The organism is Kitasatospora sp. NPDC056327, from assembly GCF_042261735.1.
In the GTDB taxonomy this organism is placed as follows: domain Bacteria; phylum Actinomycetota; class Actinomycetes; order Streptomycetales; family Streptomycetaceae; genus Kitasatospora.
Genome location: NZ_JBHJRC010000029.1, coordinates 16,148 through 31,387, shown reverse-complemented (window position 1 = coordinate 31,387; position 15,240 = coordinate 16,148). Strand labels below are relative to the sequence as shown.

General features: G+C 75.4%; 12 protein-coding genes. 9 read left to right on the top strand and 3 right to left on the bottom strand.

The window, feature by feature from the left end:
* Window position 1: 1 nt before the first annotated feature.
* The 3 genes from ACFCX4_RS07190 to ACFCX4_RS07180 form a co-directional block, all read right to left on the bottom strand.
* Window positions 2–2,467 carry a SpoIIE family protein phosphatase gene (locus ACFCX4_RS07190; protein WP_376139617.1) on the bottom strand — a complete coding sequence of 822 codons (2,466 nt, stop codon included), beginning with the start codon at window positions 2,465–2,467 and terminating at the stop codon, window positions 2–4.
* A 347-nt stretch (window positions 2,468–2,814) separates the two neighbouring features.
* Window positions 2,815–4,416 (bottom strand): AMP-binding protein, encoded by a 1,602-nt coding sequence (locus ACFCX4_RS07185; RefSeq protein WP_376139615.1) that lies wholly within the window; start codon window positions 4,414–4,416, stop codon window positions 2,815–2,817.
* Window positions 4,417–4,723: 307 nt separating this feature from the next.
* The gene (locus tag ACFCX4_RS07180) at window positions 4,724–5,896 is read right to left on the bottom strand and encodes an acyl-CoA dehydrogenase family protein (protein WP_376139613.1); all 1,173 of its coding nucleotides are present in this window, start codon (window positions 5,894–5,896) and stop codon (window positions 4,724–4,726) included.
* A 462-nt stretch (window positions 5,897–6,358) separates the two neighbouring features.
* Here ACFCX4_RS07180 and ACFCX4_RS07175 point away from each other — a divergent pair, with 462 nt between their 5' ends.
* From ACFCX4_RS07175 to ACFCX4_RS07135, 9 genes are all read left to right on the top strand, one after another.
* A complete protein-coding gene (locus ACFCX4_RS07175; RefSeq protein ID WP_376139611.1) occupies window positions 6,359–8,044 on the top strand; it encodes a zinc finger Ran-binding domain-containing protein in 1,686 nt (561 codons plus the stop codon).
* The gene (locus ACFCX4_RS07170; RefSeq protein ID WP_376139609.1) at window positions 8,044–8,409 is read left to right on the top strand and encodes a hypothetical protein; all 366 of its coding nucleotides are present in this window, start codon (window positions 8,044–8,046) and stop codon (window positions 8,407–8,409) included. The genes ACFCX4_RS07175 and ACFCX4_RS07170 overlap by 1 nt, the downstream gene beginning before the upstream one ends.
* Before the next feature lie 55 nt (window positions 8,410–8,464).
* Window positions 8,465–9,148 carry a hypothetical protein gene (locus ACFCX4_RS07165; RefSeq protein ID WP_376139607.1) on the top strand — a complete coding sequence of 228 codons (684 nt, stop codon included), beginning with the start codon at window positions 8,465–8,467 and terminating at the stop codon, window positions 9,146–9,148.
* Window positions 9,145–10,086, top strand: coding sequence for a protein phosphatase 2C domain-containing protein (locus tag ACFCX4_RS07160; RefSeq protein ID WP_376139605.1), 942 nt, complete (start codon window positions 9,145–9,147; stop codon window positions 10,084–10,086). The genes ACFCX4_RS07165 and ACFCX4_RS07160 overlap by 4 nt, the downstream gene beginning before the upstream one ends.
* On the top strand, window positions 10,083–11,978 hold the full coding sequence (locus tag ACFCX4_RS07155; protein ID WP_376139603.1) for a hypothetical protein: 1,896 nt from the start codon (window positions 10,083–10,085) through the stop codon (window positions 11,976–11,978). Before ACFCX4_RS07160 ends, ACFCX4_RS07155 begins: the two co-directional genes overlap by 4 nt.
* Window positions 11,979–12,064: 86 nt before the next feature.
* On the top strand, window positions 12,065–12,826 hold the full coding sequence (locus ACFCX4_RS07150; RefSeq protein WP_376139601.1) for an SOS response-associated peptidase: 762 nt from the start codon (window positions 12,065–12,067) through the stop codon (window positions 12,824–12,826).
* 48 nt (window positions 12,827–12,874) lie between these two features.
* Window positions 12,875–13,543, top strand: coding sequence for a helix-turn-helix transcriptional regulator (locus ACFCX4_RS07145; RefSeq protein ID WP_376139599.1), 669 nt, complete (start codon window positions 12,875–12,877; stop codon window positions 13,541–13,543).
* 32 nt (window positions 13,544–13,575) lie between these two features.
* Window positions 13,576–14,079, top strand: a complete 504-nt coding sequence (locus ACFCX4_RS07140; protein ID WP_376139597.1) for a DUF3291 domain-containing protein — start codon at window positions 13,576–13,578, stop codon at window positions 14,077–14,079.
* 65 nt (window positions 14,080–14,144) lie between these two features.
* On the top strand, window positions 14,145–15,206 hold the full coding sequence (locus ACFCX4_RS07135; protein ID WP_376139595.1) for a hypothetical protein: 1,062 nt from the start codon (window positions 14,145–14,147) through the stop codon (window positions 15,204–15,206).
* The last annotated feature ends 34 nt before the right edge of the window (window positions 15,207–15,240 follow it).

The window sequence follows — 15,240 nt, the reverse complement described above, 5'->3', positions numbered from 1 at the left end:
GTCAGCCGCTCCCGAAGGGCAGTTCCAGCTCGGCCCAGACCACCTTGCCGTCCCGGGTCAGCCGGCTGCCCCAGCGCTGGGCCAGCTCGCTGACCAGGAACATGCCCCGGCCGCCCTCGTCCTGCTCCGCGAAGGGGCGCAGCTGGGGCGTCTGACCGCCCGCGTCGGAGACCTCGACGGTGAGCACCCGGTCGCGGAAGAGCCGCAGCCGCCGCGGGGCGTCGGCGTGCAGCAGGGCGTTGGTGACGAGCTCGCTGACCAGCAGCTCGGCGTAGTCGGCGAGCGCGGACAGGCCCCAGGCGGCGAGCGTGCTGCGGGTGAAGCGGCGGGCCTTGCCGGGCAGCCGGCCGCCGCCGGAGAGCGGGAGGGTGGCAACCCGGTCGGCGGGCAGCGGCAGCACCCGGGCCATGATCATCGCGATGTCGTCGTCGCTGCCGCCGCTGACCAGCGCGCCGAGGACGGCGTCGCAGCTGGCCTCCAGGGTGCGGCCGGGGCCGCCCAGGGTCCGGGCGAGCAGGTCGATGCCGTCGTCGAGGTCCTGGCCGCGCCGTTCGACCAGGCCGTCGGTGTAGAGGGCGACCAGGGCGCCCTCGGGGAGCGGGATCTCGACCGACTCGAAGGCCACCCCGCCGACGCCGAGCGGTACGCCGGGCGGGATCTCGATCCGGCGGGCGGTGCCGTCCGGGGCGACCCAGACCGGCGGCAGGTGACCGGCGGCGGCGACCTGGAGGGTGCGCTCCAGCGGGTCGTACACCGCGCAGATACAGGTGGCGAACTGGCCCTCGCCGATGCCGGTGGCGGTCTCGTCGAGCCGGGTGAGCACCTGCTCGGGCGGCATGTCGAGGGTGGCCAGGGTGCGGGCGACGGTGCGCAGCTGGCCCATGGTGGCGGCGGCCCGGATGCCGTGGCCCATGACGTCGCCGACGACCAGGGCGACCCGGCCGCAGGAGAGCGGCACGACGTCGAACCAGTCGCCGCCGACCTCGCTGGTGACGCTGCTCGGCAGGTAGCGGTAGGCGATCTCCAGGCCGAGGGTGCGGTGGATCTCCTGCGGCAGCAGGCTGCGCTGCAGGGTCAGCGCGGTCTCCCGCTCGCGCCGGTAGAGCCGGGCGTTGTCGATGGCGAGGGCGGTGCGGGCGACGAGTTCCTCGGCGAGCGCGACGTCGGCGGCGGTGAACGGCTCGGGGTTGCGCATGCGGATGAACTCGGCGCCGCCGAGAACCATGCCCCGGGCGATGACCGGCAGCATCAGGTACGAGTGGATGCCGGCGGCGAGGCCGGGGGCGACCCGGTCCGGGCTGGCGACCAGGCCGCGCAGCACCTCCTCGTCGACGTGGGCGCGCAGCAGCGGGCGCCCGCTGCGCAGGCACTCGGTGTAGCTGCGGCCGGGGGCGTACTCGGCGACCTCGCCGACGGTGTCGACGGCGCCGGCCAGCCCGGTCTCGTAGGCCTCGCCGACGGCGAGGGCACGCAGCATCGCGCCGCGGTCGTCGGGGATGGGGGTGGGTTCGGCGCCGCGCAGCACGGTTTCCAGCAGGTCGACGGTGGCGAAGTCGGCGAACCGCGGGATGACGGCCTCGATGAGCTCCTCGGCGGTGCGCTGGAGGTCGAGGGTGGTGCCGATCCGGGCGGTGGCCTCGGCGATGGTGGCGAGGCGTTCCTGGGCGCGGGCGGCGCGGGCCTCGGCCCGAAAGCGTTCGGTGACGTCGATGATCGAGGAGCAGACGCCGAAGACCCGGCCGGTGGAGTCCTCCAGCCGGAAGTAGGAGGCGGACCAGGCCCGGTCGCGGCGCGGGTCGCCGGGGACCCGGCCGTGCGAGCGGGCGTCGACCACGGGCCGGCCGGTGGCCAGCACCTGCTTCATCAGCTGTTCGATCTCGGTGCTGTTGATGCCGGGCAGGATGCTGCTGATCCGGCGGCCGAGGTGGTCGGCGACGGGCAGGCCGTTCATCCGGGCCAGTGACTCGTTGAGCCGGACGTAGCGCAGTTCGGTGTCGTAGACGGCCATGCCGATCGGGGACTGACCGAAGATCCCGTCGAGGACGGCGAGGTCGGCCTCGATCCGGTGCAGGGCGGCGGTGTCGGAGGCGGTGGCGAGCAGCAGCAGGGTGCCGCCGGGGCCTGCGACCGGGTAGGTGCGGAACTCCAGCTCGACGGTGCGGCCGTCGCGGTGACGGACCGGGAGGACGCCGGACCAGCTCTTGCCGCTGGTGAGGCGTTCGAGGAGTTCGGTCGCCGCGGGGCCGTCGCCGTCCTCGGTGAGCAGCCGGGCGGCGTGGGTGCCGACGGCCTCCTCGGCGGTCCAGCCGAGCAGGGACTCGGCGTCCTCACTCCAGTGCAGGATCAGGCCGTCGTCCTGGAGGAGGGCGGTGGCGAGCGGGACGAGGCGTTGGCCGTCCGGTCGTGCGGCGGTGGTGCCCGCGCCCGGGCCGGTGGCGTTGGTGGCGTCCCACTCGTCTCTCCGCATGATCAGGCTGCACCCCGGTTCGGCTCGTGCCCGGCCGGCCGGTCCTCGCGGTCCGTGCGGTCGGGGTTCTTCTCCAGACTGCACGGACATCGGCCGCCGGGCGACCCCTTGGTGAGGGGCACCGGTCGTCCAGGTGTACGGGCGTCATGGGCCTACCGGCCGCAGCGTACTCTCCAGAAGGCTCGTCCACTGCCGGATCACCCCGGATCGTCGGGCCCCGTCGTCGGGGAGCAGGTCGGCGGGGCCGGGGACGCGGGCGGGGTCGGGGGCGTCCTGCGCGGTCTCCCGGACGCCGGGGCGGGTCCCGCCCGCGCCGGGGAACGCGACGGCGGCCCGGTGGGCCCCGCTCAGCCGGCGGCGGCGGCCTCGCGGTCGCGCAGCTCGCGGCGCAGGATCTTGCCGGCCGGGGACTTGGGGACGGCGTCGAGGAACTCCACGGCCCGCACCTTCTTGTAGGGGGCCACCTGACCGGCCACGAAGGTGGCCACCTCCTGTTCGGTGAGGGCGCTGCCGGGGGCGCGGACCACGAAGGCCTTGGGGCACTCGGTGCCCTCGGCGTCGCACACGCCGATGACGGCGGCGTCGGCGATCTGCGGGTGGCTGAGCAGCAGCGCCTCCAGTTCGGCGGGGGCGACCTGGTAGCCCTTGTACTTGATCAGCTCCTTCACCCGGTCGACGATGTGCAGGTAGCCGCGCTCGTCGACGAAGCCGATGTCACCGGTGTGCAGCCAGCCCTCGGCGTCGACGGTGGCGGCGGTGTCGGAGGGGCGGCCGAAGTAGCCCTTCATCACCTGCGGGCCGCGGATCAGCAGCTCGCCGCGCTCGCCGGGGCCGAGGTCGGCGCCGCCGTCGCCGTCGCCGTCGAGCGCGGTGACCCGCAGCTCGGTGGAGGGCACCATCCGGCCGACCGATCCGGGGACGGGGTCCGGGTCGGCCGGGTCCATCACGTGGCTGACCGGGGACAGCTCGGTCATGCCGTAGCCCTGGAGGATGCGCGGCAGGCCGAGCCGCCGGGCGCAGGTCTCGGCGAGCTCGCCGTCCAGCGGGGCGGCCGCGCAGAGCAGGTACTCGACCGAGGTGAGGTCGTAGCGGTCGACGACGGGGTGCTTGGCGAGGGCGAGGACGATCGGCGGGGCCGCGAGCACGGACTGGACGCGCTGGTCCTGGACGGTGCGGCAGAACTGTTCGAGGTCGAAGCGGGGCAGCACGACGACGGTGGCGCCGCAGCGCAGCGGCTGGTGGAGCAGCGCGGCGAGACCGTAGATGTGGAAGAAGGGGAGGACGGCGAGCACCCGCTCGCCGGGCTTGGGGCGGAAGACGGCGTCGGTCTGGGCGAGGTTGGTGGCGATCGAGCGGTGGGTGAGCATGACGCCCTTGGGCAGGCCGGTGGTGCCGCTGGAGTAGGGCAGGACGGCGATGTCCTCGGCGGGATCGAGGTCGACCCGGGGCTCGGGGCCGGTGGCGGCGAGCAGGTCGGCGAGGGAGAGGTGGCCCTCGGCGCCGTCCAGGACGACGATCCCGGCGAGCGGGCGGCCCTCGGCGGCGAGCCGGTCGCCGGCGGCGCGGGCGGTGGGCAGGAAGGGCGAGACGGTGATCAGCCAGCGGGCCCCGCTGTCGGCGAGCTGACCGGCGAGGTCGGCGTGGGTGGTGAGCGAGGAGACGGGGGTGACGGTGGCGCCGGCCCGGGTGGCGCCGAAGAACGCCATCGGGTAGCGGATGCTGTTGGGGCTGAACAGGGCCACCACGTCGCCCTGGCGGACCCCCGCCGCGGCGAGGCCGGCGGCGACCCGCCGGACGGCGTGGGCGAGTTGCGCATAGGTGACGGTCTCGCCGGTGATTCCGTCGATCAGGGCGGGCCGGTCGCCGTGGCGCTCGGCCTCGCCGAGAACGGCGTCGTGCAGGGCGAGGTCGACGATGCCGACGTCCGGGAACTCGCTGTGGAAGACCAAGGCGTGCCTCCTGTGCGGTAGTTGGCGCGGGGCGGGGCGGCCGGGCGGGAGGTCCTTGGCGACCGGCCGTGCGGCGTGCGGACAGGAGCATACGGACAGTGGGCGGTTGGTGCGCCCCAGTGACGGACGTTTGGCGGAGCGCGCGGGGCGCAGGGGTGGCGCAGTATGGCGAAATCCGAGGTCGGGGCCGGTCGGGAGGGGCCGGGCCGCCACGCTCCGGGAGCAATCGGTCAGATGTCAGAACGATGATGCGACGATCCGTTCGAATGGCCGGGGCGGCGCGGCCGGGGCCGCCGGTCCGGGCCGCTCAGTACGACCTCGGCAGGCCGAGGGTGTGCTGGGCGACGTAGTTGAGGACCATCTCACGGCTGACCGGGGCGACCCGCCCGACCCGGGTCGCGGCGAGCAGCGCGCCGATCCCGTACTCCTGGGTGAGGCCGTTGCCGCCGAGGGTCTGCACGGCCTGGTCGACGGTGCGGGCGGCGGCCTCGCCGGCCGCGTACTTCGCCATGTTGGCGGCCTCGCCGGCGGCCGCGTCCTCGCCGGCGTCGTGGAGCAGCGCGGCCTTCTGGGTCATCAGCCGGGCCAGCTCGATCTCCACCGCGCACTGCGCGAGCGGGTGCGCGAGGCCCTGGTGGGCACCGATCGGGGTGGACCAGACGGTCCGGGTGCGGGCGTACCCGACGGCCTTGCCGAGCGCCTGGCGGGCCAGCCCGAGGGAGAACGCGGCGGTCATGATCCGCTCGGGGTTGAGGCCGGCGAACAGCTGGAGCAGTCCGGCCCCGGCGTCGCCGACCAGGGCCCCGGCGGGCAGCCGTACGCCGTCCAGGAACACCTGGAACTGCCGTTCGGGGGCGACGAGTTCCATCGGGATCGGACGGTACTCGAAGCCGGGCGTGTCGCGCGGGACGACGAACAGGGCGGGTTTCAGCCGGCCCGTGCGGGCGTCCTCGGTGCGGGCGACGAACAGCACCGCGTCGCTGTGGTCGATGCCGGAGACGAACACCTTGCGGCCGGTGAGCAGCCAGTCCCCGCCGTCGCGCCGCGCGACGGTGGAGATCCGGTGGGAGTTGGAGCCGGCGTCGGGTTCGGTGATCCCGAAGGCCATCCGGCGGCTGCCGTCGGCGAGGCCGGGGAGCCAGTGGCGCTTCTGCTCCTCCGTGCCGTAGCGGGCGATCACCGTGCCGCAGACCGCCGGGGAGACGATCAGCAGCAGCAGCGGGCACCCGGCGGTGCCGAGCTCCTCCAGCACGATCGCGAGATCGGCGATCCCGCCGCCGCCCCCGCCGTACTCGGCGGGGAGGTTGACGCCGAGGTAGCCGGCCTTGCCGGCCTCCGCCCACAGCTCGTCGACGGGCTCGCCGGCCCGGGCCCTGGCGAGGTGGTAGGCGGAGCCGTAGCGGGCGCCGAGCGCGGCGACGGCGGCGCGCAGGGCCCGGCGCTCGGGGGTTTCGAGGAGCTGACTGCCGATGGCGGGCATGTGCGGTCCTTCCTCAGGCGGTGGTGGCGGCGGGCCGCCGGGCGTGCGCCGGGTCACCGTCCGCACCCGCCCTCGCGTGCGCGTCCGTCCCCGGCGGCGGCCCGGTGTTCGCCGACGGTGAGCAGAGTGACACCCTGCGCGAGACGGGGCAATCACGCCCGCTTCTTTCCGGTCGCCCCGCGCCCCCGCCCCGCGCCCCGCGCGGTGCGCACCGCGCGCCCCTCCGGCCACCTCCGCCCCGAATGTGACGGCCCGTCAGTTGCGTTTCCCCGCAACCGGATCGGGCGATCGGCCCAGGGTCCGACGGCAGGTCACAGTATGGCCGCAGCTTGCGGATCCGGTGGTGGGCGGCCGTTCCTGCGGGGACATCCAGGGCATGCACTCACCATGCACACGCACGGCCCGTTCCCGGCCGCGCGGCGGGCGTGCGGAAGCCGGCCCGTCGCACAGAGGCCACCGACCGTGAGCACCTTCGCCGTCTGGACCTGTGCCGCCTGCGGCACGGGCAACCCCGCCGTCACGCACTGCACCCGCTGCGGAGCCGCTCGCCCGGCGGCCGGAGCCGACCGGCCGCCGCACCCGAAGTCCCCGACCGTCCCGGTGGTCCCGGCCGCGCCGAGCGCGCCGCCGGCCCCGACCTTCGCACCTCCCGCGCCCCGGCCCGCCGGGCCCGCACCGGCCCGGGCCCCGATCCCGGGCCGGGCCTCCTGGACGCCGCACCCTCCGGGGTCCCCCCTCGCCACGGACGCCACCCGCTACCTCTGCACGGCCGTCCAGCTGGACGGCGAACTCGCCGGGAAGCTCATCGAGTCCGTCCTGGAGGAACCGCACCGGGCCGTCGCCTCCTCGCCCGGCGTCGACCTGGTCTGCGTCCTGCGCCACGCCCTCGACGCCCGCACCCGCCAGACCGTGGTCAAGGCCGTGCTCGCGCTGATCTCCATCGCCCTGCTCGCCTCCCTCGGCGCGCCGGTGCTCCTCCTCCCGCTGCTGCTGCTCGCCTGGGCGGTCATCCTCGTCGAGCGCCTCACCGTCTTCTACGGGGTGCTGCGGCCCAAGCTGAGCCGGACCGCCTTCGACCCCGCGCAGGCCCCCGCGGTCAACCGCGCCAGGGACGCTGCACGGCTGCGCCTCGTCGCCGACCAGGACCACCGGGGCAACGTCACCGTGCACTCCGGCTACGAGCCGTTCCTCGGCTACGGCAACCTCTTCGACTCCTGGAACTTCGCCGTTCCGGTGGACCGCCCGGCCGACCACCACGACGACGTGCTCCCGTTCGGGCTGGGCGAGCTGGCCGACCAGGTGTCCGGGGCGGTCGCCTCCCTCGGGCTGCCCGGGGTGCACGTCTCGGAGCGGGTCTTCGTCAACGGCGCGGACCTCGCGCAGGACCTCGACCCGGCCCTGCGCGCACTCCTGCTCCCCCTCCCCGAGGGCCGCCCCGTGGTCTCGCTGCCCCCGCACGCCGTCGAACGGCTGCGGGAGGACGGATCCGGCCGGGCCCGGCCCTACCTGGTGGCCACGGTCTCGGGCTGGGCGGCCGACCTGGTGTCCACCACCGCCGTCCGGTTCTCCCTCAGCCCCGCCAAGGACGTGCTCTTCGTCGAGGGCACCGCCCTGCTCCTCCCGCCGGTCGACCGCCGCTACCACCTGGTCGACCACCTCCTCGACCGGCCGACCTGGCGGCAGCTGGCGGCACTGACGGCCGGTTCGCTCGCCGTGACGCCCGGCCGGCTGGCGCGGTCCCTGCTCGCCCTGGTCACCGCCCCGAGGAGGCTGCTCGACGGCTTCTTCAAGGAGCAGGACCAGCGCCGCCAGATCGCCCGGAGCGCCTTCAACTACGGCGCCCGGACCAGCATCCGGCAGCTGGCGAGCGACTCGCACTTCCAGCGCTACTACCAGCAGATCGACCGCCAGATGTACTCCAAGATCATCGAGCGGCGCACCCTGGACACCCTCATCGACTTCCTCCAGGACCACCGGGTCGACGTCTCCGAGCTGAGGGAGCGCCAGAACATCATCTACAACGGCGGCATCTTCGCCTCCGGCAACTCCAGGATCGACTTCGTCAACTCCCCGGTGGCCGCCGGAGCGGGCAGCCGGATCCGGACCATGGTCGGACGCGGTCCGGCCGAACAGCGCAGGGAGCGGTGATGAGCGAGGACCGCAACATCTCCGGCGGGTTCCACGTCAGCGGCGACGCCACCGTCCACTTCACCGGCTCGGGCGTGGCGGCGGGCGAGAACTCCTCGGCCACCGTCCACGTGTCGCAGGCGGGCGCGGACCAGGCGGAGCTCGTCGCCCGGCTGCTCGCGCTCGTCGAACGGCTGCGGCTCAGCACCGACCCCGGCACCGTCCGGGCCGCCGAGGACCTCGGACGCGAGACGGTCTCCCCGGCGCGCAGCTGGGACCGGGTGCTGGAGTTCCTCGCCCGCGCCGGACAGGGCCTCGCCGCCACCGCCACGGTGGCCGGCGAGATCCGGCTCCTGGACACCGCGGTCAGGGCACTGCTGCCCTGACGCGGCGTCCGCCGCCGGCCGAACACCACACGACACCGACGCAGAGGGGGATGCGGTGGCCGAGACCAGGGGAGTCCTGCTGCCCGCGTACGTACTGGCCGACGAATCGGGCTCGATGGGCCCCTACCTGCCCGAACTCTCCGAGGGCCTGGTCTCGCTGTGCGAGGGGCTCCGGGCCGAACCGATGGTCGCCGCCAAGCTGCGGCTGGCCGTGCTCGGCTTCTCCGAGGACGTCCAGGTCCGCCTCGCCGTGGCCGACATGCGGGTGGAGACCGCCCTGCCCCGGGTGGTGATCCGCGGGCTCACCAACTACGGGGCGGTCTTCGACGACCTGCTGCGGCGGATCCCGGTCGACGTCCAGTGGCTGCGCGGCCAGGGCTACAAGGTGCACCGCCCGGTGGTGTTCTTCCTGAGCGACGGGCAGCCCACCGACGGCGACGGCTGGCGCCGCTCCCACGCCCTGCTGACCGACCGCGGCCGGACGCCCACCGCCCCGAACATCATCGCCTGCGGGATCGGCGACGCCGAGCCGCGGACCATGCTCGACGTGGCGACCCGGCCCGAGTTCGCCTTCGTCGCCCGCGCGGGGGCCGACCTCGGCCTGGCGATCTCCGAGTTCTTCCACTCCCTGACCGCCAGCCTGGTCGCCTCGGGACACGCCCTGAACTCCGCGGCCCCGCACCTCGTGGTCAACCGGCCGGACCGGTTCACCCTCGCGATGGACGAGGTCGGGCTGTGACGCCGCGCGCCGCCGGAGGTCCCGACGGCACTCCCCCGCCCCCGCCGGCCGCCGCCGTGCCCTGGCGGCGGATCGCCGTCGGCGTGCCCGGCGTCGAGTTCGAGCCCCGGCCGCCCCGTCAGCCCGCCTTCGACTTCCCCGACACCGAGTGCGACGGCTGGTCCACCGCCGACCTCACGGTCCGCTTCGCCTCGGTGCGCGGCGCCAAGCACCGCTACTACCGGCGGCCGCGCCAGGACGCCGCGCGGGCCGCCCTGCACGAGCCCAGCGGCACCGTCGCGTTCGCCGTCGCCGACGGCGTCTCGGCGGCGACCAGCTCCGAACTCGGCGCCATCGAGGCCTGCCGGGCCGCCCTGGCCCGCACGCTCCACCTGCTCTCCGGACCGCCCGGGCCGCTGGACTTCCAGGACGTCGCCCGGCACGCCGCCCGGCGGCTGTGGCAGGTCGCCCGCTGGCGGCTGAACGGCAAGGAGCCCGACCCGGCCGAGGTCGCGCGCCTGTACGCGACCACGCTGGTCACCGGTGTGGTGCGCCCCGACCCGGCCGGGCCGGTCGCCGAACTGTGCCGGATCGGGGACTCAGGGGCCTGGATCCTGGAGCGGCCGAACGGCCGGTACCACCCGCTGTTCCCCTCGAAGACGGGCTCCGACGCGCTGCTGGTCCACAACGAGGTGACCTCGCTGCCCGACGTGCCCGACCCGACCGAGCGCGCCACCGTCCGGCTCGCCCCGGAACTCACCCTGCTGGTCGGGACCGACGGCTTCGGGGACCCGCTGGGCGACGGGGACGGCCCGGTCGGCGCCCTGTTCGGCGACACCCTCGCCCGGCCGCCCGCACCGCTGTGGCTGGCCCACGTCCTGGACTTCTCCCGGGAGACGTTCGACGACGACCGCACCCTGCTCGCCGTCTGGCCGCACCTCCCGGGGCGGACCTCGTGACCGCCCGCCCCGTCCGCGCCGTCGAACACGGCGAACTCCTCCTGGAGCACCGCCTCGGCCAGGGCGGCCAGGGCACCGTCCACCGGGTGGCCAACCGGCGGATCGACGAGGCCGGCGAGAGCTGGGGCGTCGTCTACAAGGAGTACGACGCGCACGTGCTCCCGGACCTCGACGCCGACGCGCTGGCCGCGATGGCCGGGCTGCTCGACGAGCTGGGCGACGCCGAACGCAGGTGGCTGTGCGGGAGGACCGCCTGGCCCGCCGCCGTGGTCCGCCGGCAGGGCCTGGTCCTCGGCTTCCTGATGCGCGAGGCTCCCGACCGCTTCCACTTCGAGTACCGGGGCCTGGGCGGCCCCGCGGCCGCGGCCAGGCGGCTCGCCAGTCTGGAGTACCTGCTCAACGGCGACGCCTACGTCGCCGGCGTCGGTCTGGAGGTCAGCGAGCGGGACCGGCTGCTCCTGCTGGCCGACCTCGCCGCCACCCTCTCCCGGCTGCACCGCCTCGGCGTGGCCGTCGGCGACCTGTCGCCGAAGAACCTGCTGTTCACCACGGCCGGCCGGCCGGAGTGCTTCCTGATCGACTGCGACGCGATGCGGCTGCGCGGCCGCTCGGCGCTCCCCCAGGCCGAGACCCCCGACTGGCAGCTGCCCGCCGGCGAGGAGCGGGCCACACCGGCCGGTGACGTCCACAAACTGGCCCTGCTCGCCGTGCGGCTCTTCGCACGCGACCAGACCGCCACCGACCCCGCCGCCCTGGGGGCGGTCTCGCCGGTGCTCGGCGACCTCGCCCGGGCGAGCCTCGGCGGCGACCCGGCGCGGCGGCCGACGCCGGCGGTCTGGGCCGAGCAGCTGCTGGCCGCCGCCGGCACCGCCTCGACGGTGCCCGCCGCCGCGGCCGTCCCCGGTGGTGCCGGGCCGGCCGGGTACGGGAACGCGGGACCGTTCCCGCTCCCGCTCCCGCTCCCGGTGGCGCCCGTGCCGCCTCCGGTGCGGCGCACGCCCCCCGCCGCGGTCGGGGCCGGAATCGTCGCGGTGATCGCGGCCGTCGTCGTCGCCCTGGTGCTGACCGGCACCATCGGGGGCGGGCCGGCCGCCACGGACCCGCCGACGCCGACCGCGGCTGCCACCGTCTCCTCCCCGGCCGCCTCCGGCCCCGCCGAACCGTCCGGCTTCCCCGATCCGGTGCGCACCCCCACGCCGTCCGCGTCACCCGACCCGGTCGGCGCCGCCACGGTCGGCGACTGCTTCCACGACTACGGGACGGACACCCGCGCCGACCTCCGGGAGGCCGTCTGCGCCCCGGGCACCTTCCAGCTCGTCCGGCTCTTCGAGGGCACGACCGACCTGGACAGCTGCGACGGCGTCACCGACAGCGACGTGAGCGTGTCCTCCGTCCGCTACGGGCGGGTGCTCTGCCTGAGCTACCGCAGCACCGGCGGCACCGCCTACCACGCGCGCACCGGCGACTGCGTCTACGGCGCCAACGCCACCGGCGTCGCCTGGGGCGTCCAGACCTGCCAGACCGGCAACTTCAAGGTCCTGGCCGTCCACCGCGGGACCCGCGACGAATCGGTCTGCGCCGGCCTCCGGCGCTACAACCTCTCGTACTCGGCCCCCGGGGACAAGCCCTCCTCCGACGTCCTGCTCTGCCTGTCGATGAACTACCCCGACGACGCCGGCTACGCCACCCGCGACCAGTGCCTGCTGGTGTCGGGCGGCGCGGACGACCGGGTCTTCACCGACGTCGGCGGCTGCGCGGGGGCCAACGCCGTGGTCACCGGACGCTCCAGCACCTACGACAACAGCGCGTTCTGCGGGAACCACGGCTGGGTCACCTGGCGCTCCCGGGACTTCCCGGACTTCGCCTACACCCTGTGCTGGCGCTGGAAGTGACCGGCCGGCCGGGGCGGCGGGCCCGAGAGCCGTGAAGCACGTGAAGCACGTGACGGACGGGGCGGCGGGGAGGCAGGATGGGGCGCATGTGCGGTCGCTTCGTCTCCACCACCACCCCGCCCGACCTCGCCGGCCTGCTGCGCGCGTCCGTGTGGCCGTCCGAGACGTTCACGCCGTCGTGGAACGTCGCTCCGACGGACCTGGTCGCCGGGGTCGTGGAGCGGGTCGACCGCGGGACCGGGGAGATCACCCGGCAGGTCCGCCCGCTGCGCTGGGGGCTGGTGCCGTCCTGGTCGAAGGACCCGGGCGCCGGGGCCCGGATGATCAACGCCCGGGTGGAGACCGCGCACGAGAAGCCCGCGTTCCGCAAGGCGTTCCGGGAGCGGCGCTGCGTGGTGCCCGCGGACGGGTACTACGAGTGGCGGCCGGTCCCGGCCGCCGAGGGGCGCAAGACCTACAAGCAGCCCTACTACCTGCACCGGCCGGACGGCGGACTGCTGCTGATGGCCGGTCTGTACGAGTTCTGGCGCGACCGCACGGTGACCGGGGACGACGACCCGGGCGCATGGCTGGTCACCTGCACGGTGCTGACCACCGAGGCGACCGACGCGGCCGGCCGGATCCACGACCGGATGCCGGTGACCCTCACCGCGGACCGGGTGGACGCCTGGCTCGACCCGGCCGTCACCGACCCGGGCGAGGTCCGCGGCCTGCTGCACGCCCCGGCCGGCGAGCTGCTGGTGCGGCCGGTGGCCACCGCGGTCAACAGCGTCCGCAACGACGGCCCGCAGCTGCTGGAGCCGGTGCCGGACCCGCTGCCGGAGGTCACCGGCGGCCACTACGTCTGAACGGGCGCCGCTTCTATGCCCTATCCGTGTTGTTCTTAGAATGACCGGATGGAGGACATCGACGCGATCGCGCTGCTGCAGGACCCGGTGCGCCGCCGCCTGTACGAGTACGTGGTGGCCCAGGGCCGCGAGGTCGGCCGCAACGAGGCCGCCGAGGCGACCGGGGTGGCGCGCACGCTGGCCGCGCACCACCTGGACCGACTGGCCGGGGCCGGACTGCTGGAGAGCGGCAGCCGCCGGCTGACGGGCCGTTCGGGCCCCGGGGCGGGGCGGCCCGCCAAGGTGTACACCCGGACCCCGGCCGAACGGTCCGTGTCGCTGCCCGCCCGGGACTACCGCACCGCCGCCGAACTGCTCGCCGAGGCCGCCGAGGAGGCCGGACTGGACGCCGGGCTCTGCGCGGCCGCGCGCCGCCGGGGCGAGGCACTGCGCGGCACGGACGCGCCCTGCGGCGATCTCGGGGCGGCGCTGGCGGCACTGACCGCGCGGGGCTACGAGCCGCACCTGGAGGAGGGGGGCGGGGGGACCCGTGCCGTCCGGATGCGCAACTGCCCGTTCCACGCCGTCGCCGAACGCTTCCCGCCGCTCGTCTGCGGCATGAACCTCGCGCTGCTGGAGGGGCTGCTCGGCACCGGCGGTCCGCTCCGCGCGCGGATGGACGCCAGGCCGGGCGCGTGCTGCGTGGTGGTCGAGCCTTCTAAAAACAATGACGATTGACATAGAAAACGGGGCCGTGCTGGGATGAGGCCATGACCGCCTCCGTGCCCGCCGCCGCAGCCGACCGCCCCGCCCCCTCCGCCCACCTCGCCCAGCTCAACGTCGCCACGCTCACCCGCCCCCTCGACGACCCCCGGACCGCCCCCTTCGTCGCGCTGCTCGACCCGGTCAACGCCACGGCCGAGGGCGCGCCCGGCTTCGTCTGGCGGCTCGTGGAGGACGGGGCGGGCGACGCCACCGGACTGCGCCCGGCGGGCGAGAACGTCATCGTCAACATGTCGGTGTGGGAGTCCCCGGAGGCCCTGTGGGACTTCACCTACCGCAGCGGGCACCTGGACGTGATGCGGCGCCGGCGCGAGTGGTTCGCCCGGCACGTCCGGGCGCACCTGGTGCTCTGGTGGGTCCCCGCCGGACACCTGCCGACCGTCGACGAGGCGCTGGAGCGGCTGGCGGACCTGCGGGCGAACGGGCCCTCCCCGCGCGCCTTCACCTTCGCCTCCGCCCACACCGCCGCGGAGAGCGGGCTCGCCGGCTGACCGGCCGAGGGCCGCACACCGGCCCCGCGGCCGGACGTGTCGGAGGCGGCCACTACCGTCGGACCATGGCGATCACCGCACATCTGCGCGACTCGGTCCGGCTGCCCGGCGGCGGCGCCCTGGTCCACGGCCGGGCCCTGGAGAGCCGCGCGGGTGCCGCGCACCGCGCGCTGCTCCGCACCGGGCACGGCCTGGAGGTCCACCGGCTGGACGACGTCCTGGCCGGGGAACGCGCACCCGCCGTCTTCCCGCCGCCGTGGCCCGAAGGGGAGCACGGCGTCCCGTCGGTGAGCCCGGACGGCTCGTTCGCGGTGTTCCCCGGGCGGCACGCGGTGCGGGCCGTCGGCCGGGGCGGGGAGACGCTGTGGGAGTACCGACACGGCGGGCACGGCGCGGAGAGCGGCCACCCGCGCGGCGCGGACGGGCCGGGAGCCGGCCGCGGACACGGCTCCTGCCGCGTCTCCGACGACGGCCGGGTGGTGTGGGCGCACGTCCTGCCCGCTCCGCACCGGCCGGACGACCCGGAACACCGGGTCGTCCTGGACGCCCGGGACGGGCGGGAGCTGGCCCGGTTGCCGCTGCCGGACAGCGCCGCCGCCGGCTCGGAGCACCTCGCCCACCCGGACGGCAGGCACGTCGGCCTCTGCGTCGGCATGGGGCAGGACGGCGTCCTGGTCCACTGGGCCCGCTGGGACGGCGCGGAGCTCACCGGCCGGCAGCTCGGCCGGGACCTGGACCGCCTCCTGGCGGACGTCCCCCCGGGCCCGCCGGGGTTCCTGACCGTCGACCAGTACGGCGCGGACCTCGGCCTGCACGCGCCCGACGGCACCGTGGTCGCCCGCCGCGAACCCGAGCCGCCCGCCGACGACGAGGACCCGCCCTGCTGGGACCACGGCTGCGGCTTCGTGGACGCCGACACCGTGATCGCCTCGACGATCGACTCCGACGGAGATCCGGACCGCGCACGGCACTGGCTGCTCGACGCCCGCACCCTGGAGATCCGCGGGGTGGTCCGGTACCCCGACGGACCCGTCGACAGCTACGTCCGCCCGCTCGGGGACGGCACCTGGCTGACCTACGACGACGCGCGCGGGACGCTCGACCGGTGGAGCGCGGCGGAGGCCTGAGCGGGCCGGCCGACACACCCCGGCCCGCGGTCGC

Coding starts and splice junctions, on each gene's coding strand:
- ACFCX4_RS07170 (WP_376139609.1), top strand. CDS start 8,044: ATGAGCGAGGACCGCAACATCTCCGGCGGGTTCCACGTCAGCGGCGAC.
- ACFCX4_RS07190 (WP_376139617.1), bottom strand. CDS start 2,467: ATGCGGAGAGACGAGTGGGACGCCACCAACGCCACCGGCCCGGGCGCG.
- ACFCX4_RS07135 (WP_376139595.1), top strand. CDS start 14,145: ATGGCGATCACCGCACATCTGCGCGACTCGGTCCGGCTGCCCGGCGGC.
- ACFCX4_RS07145 (WP_376139599.1), top strand. CDS start 12,875: ATGGAGGACATCGACGCGATCGCGCTGCTGCAGGACCCGGTGCGCCGC.
- ACFCX4_RS07150 (WP_376139601.1), top strand. CDS start 12,065: ATGTGCGGTCGCTTCGTCTCCACCACCACCCCGCCCGACCTCGCCGGC.
- ACFCX4_RS07140 (WP_376139597.1), top strand. CDS start 13,576: ATGACCGCCTCCGTGCCCGCCGCCGCAGCCGACCGCCCCGCCCCCTCC.
- ACFCX4_RS07180 (WP_376139613.1), bottom strand. CDS start 5,896: ATGCCCGCCATCGGCAGTCAGCTCCTCGAAACCCCCGAGCGCCGGGCC.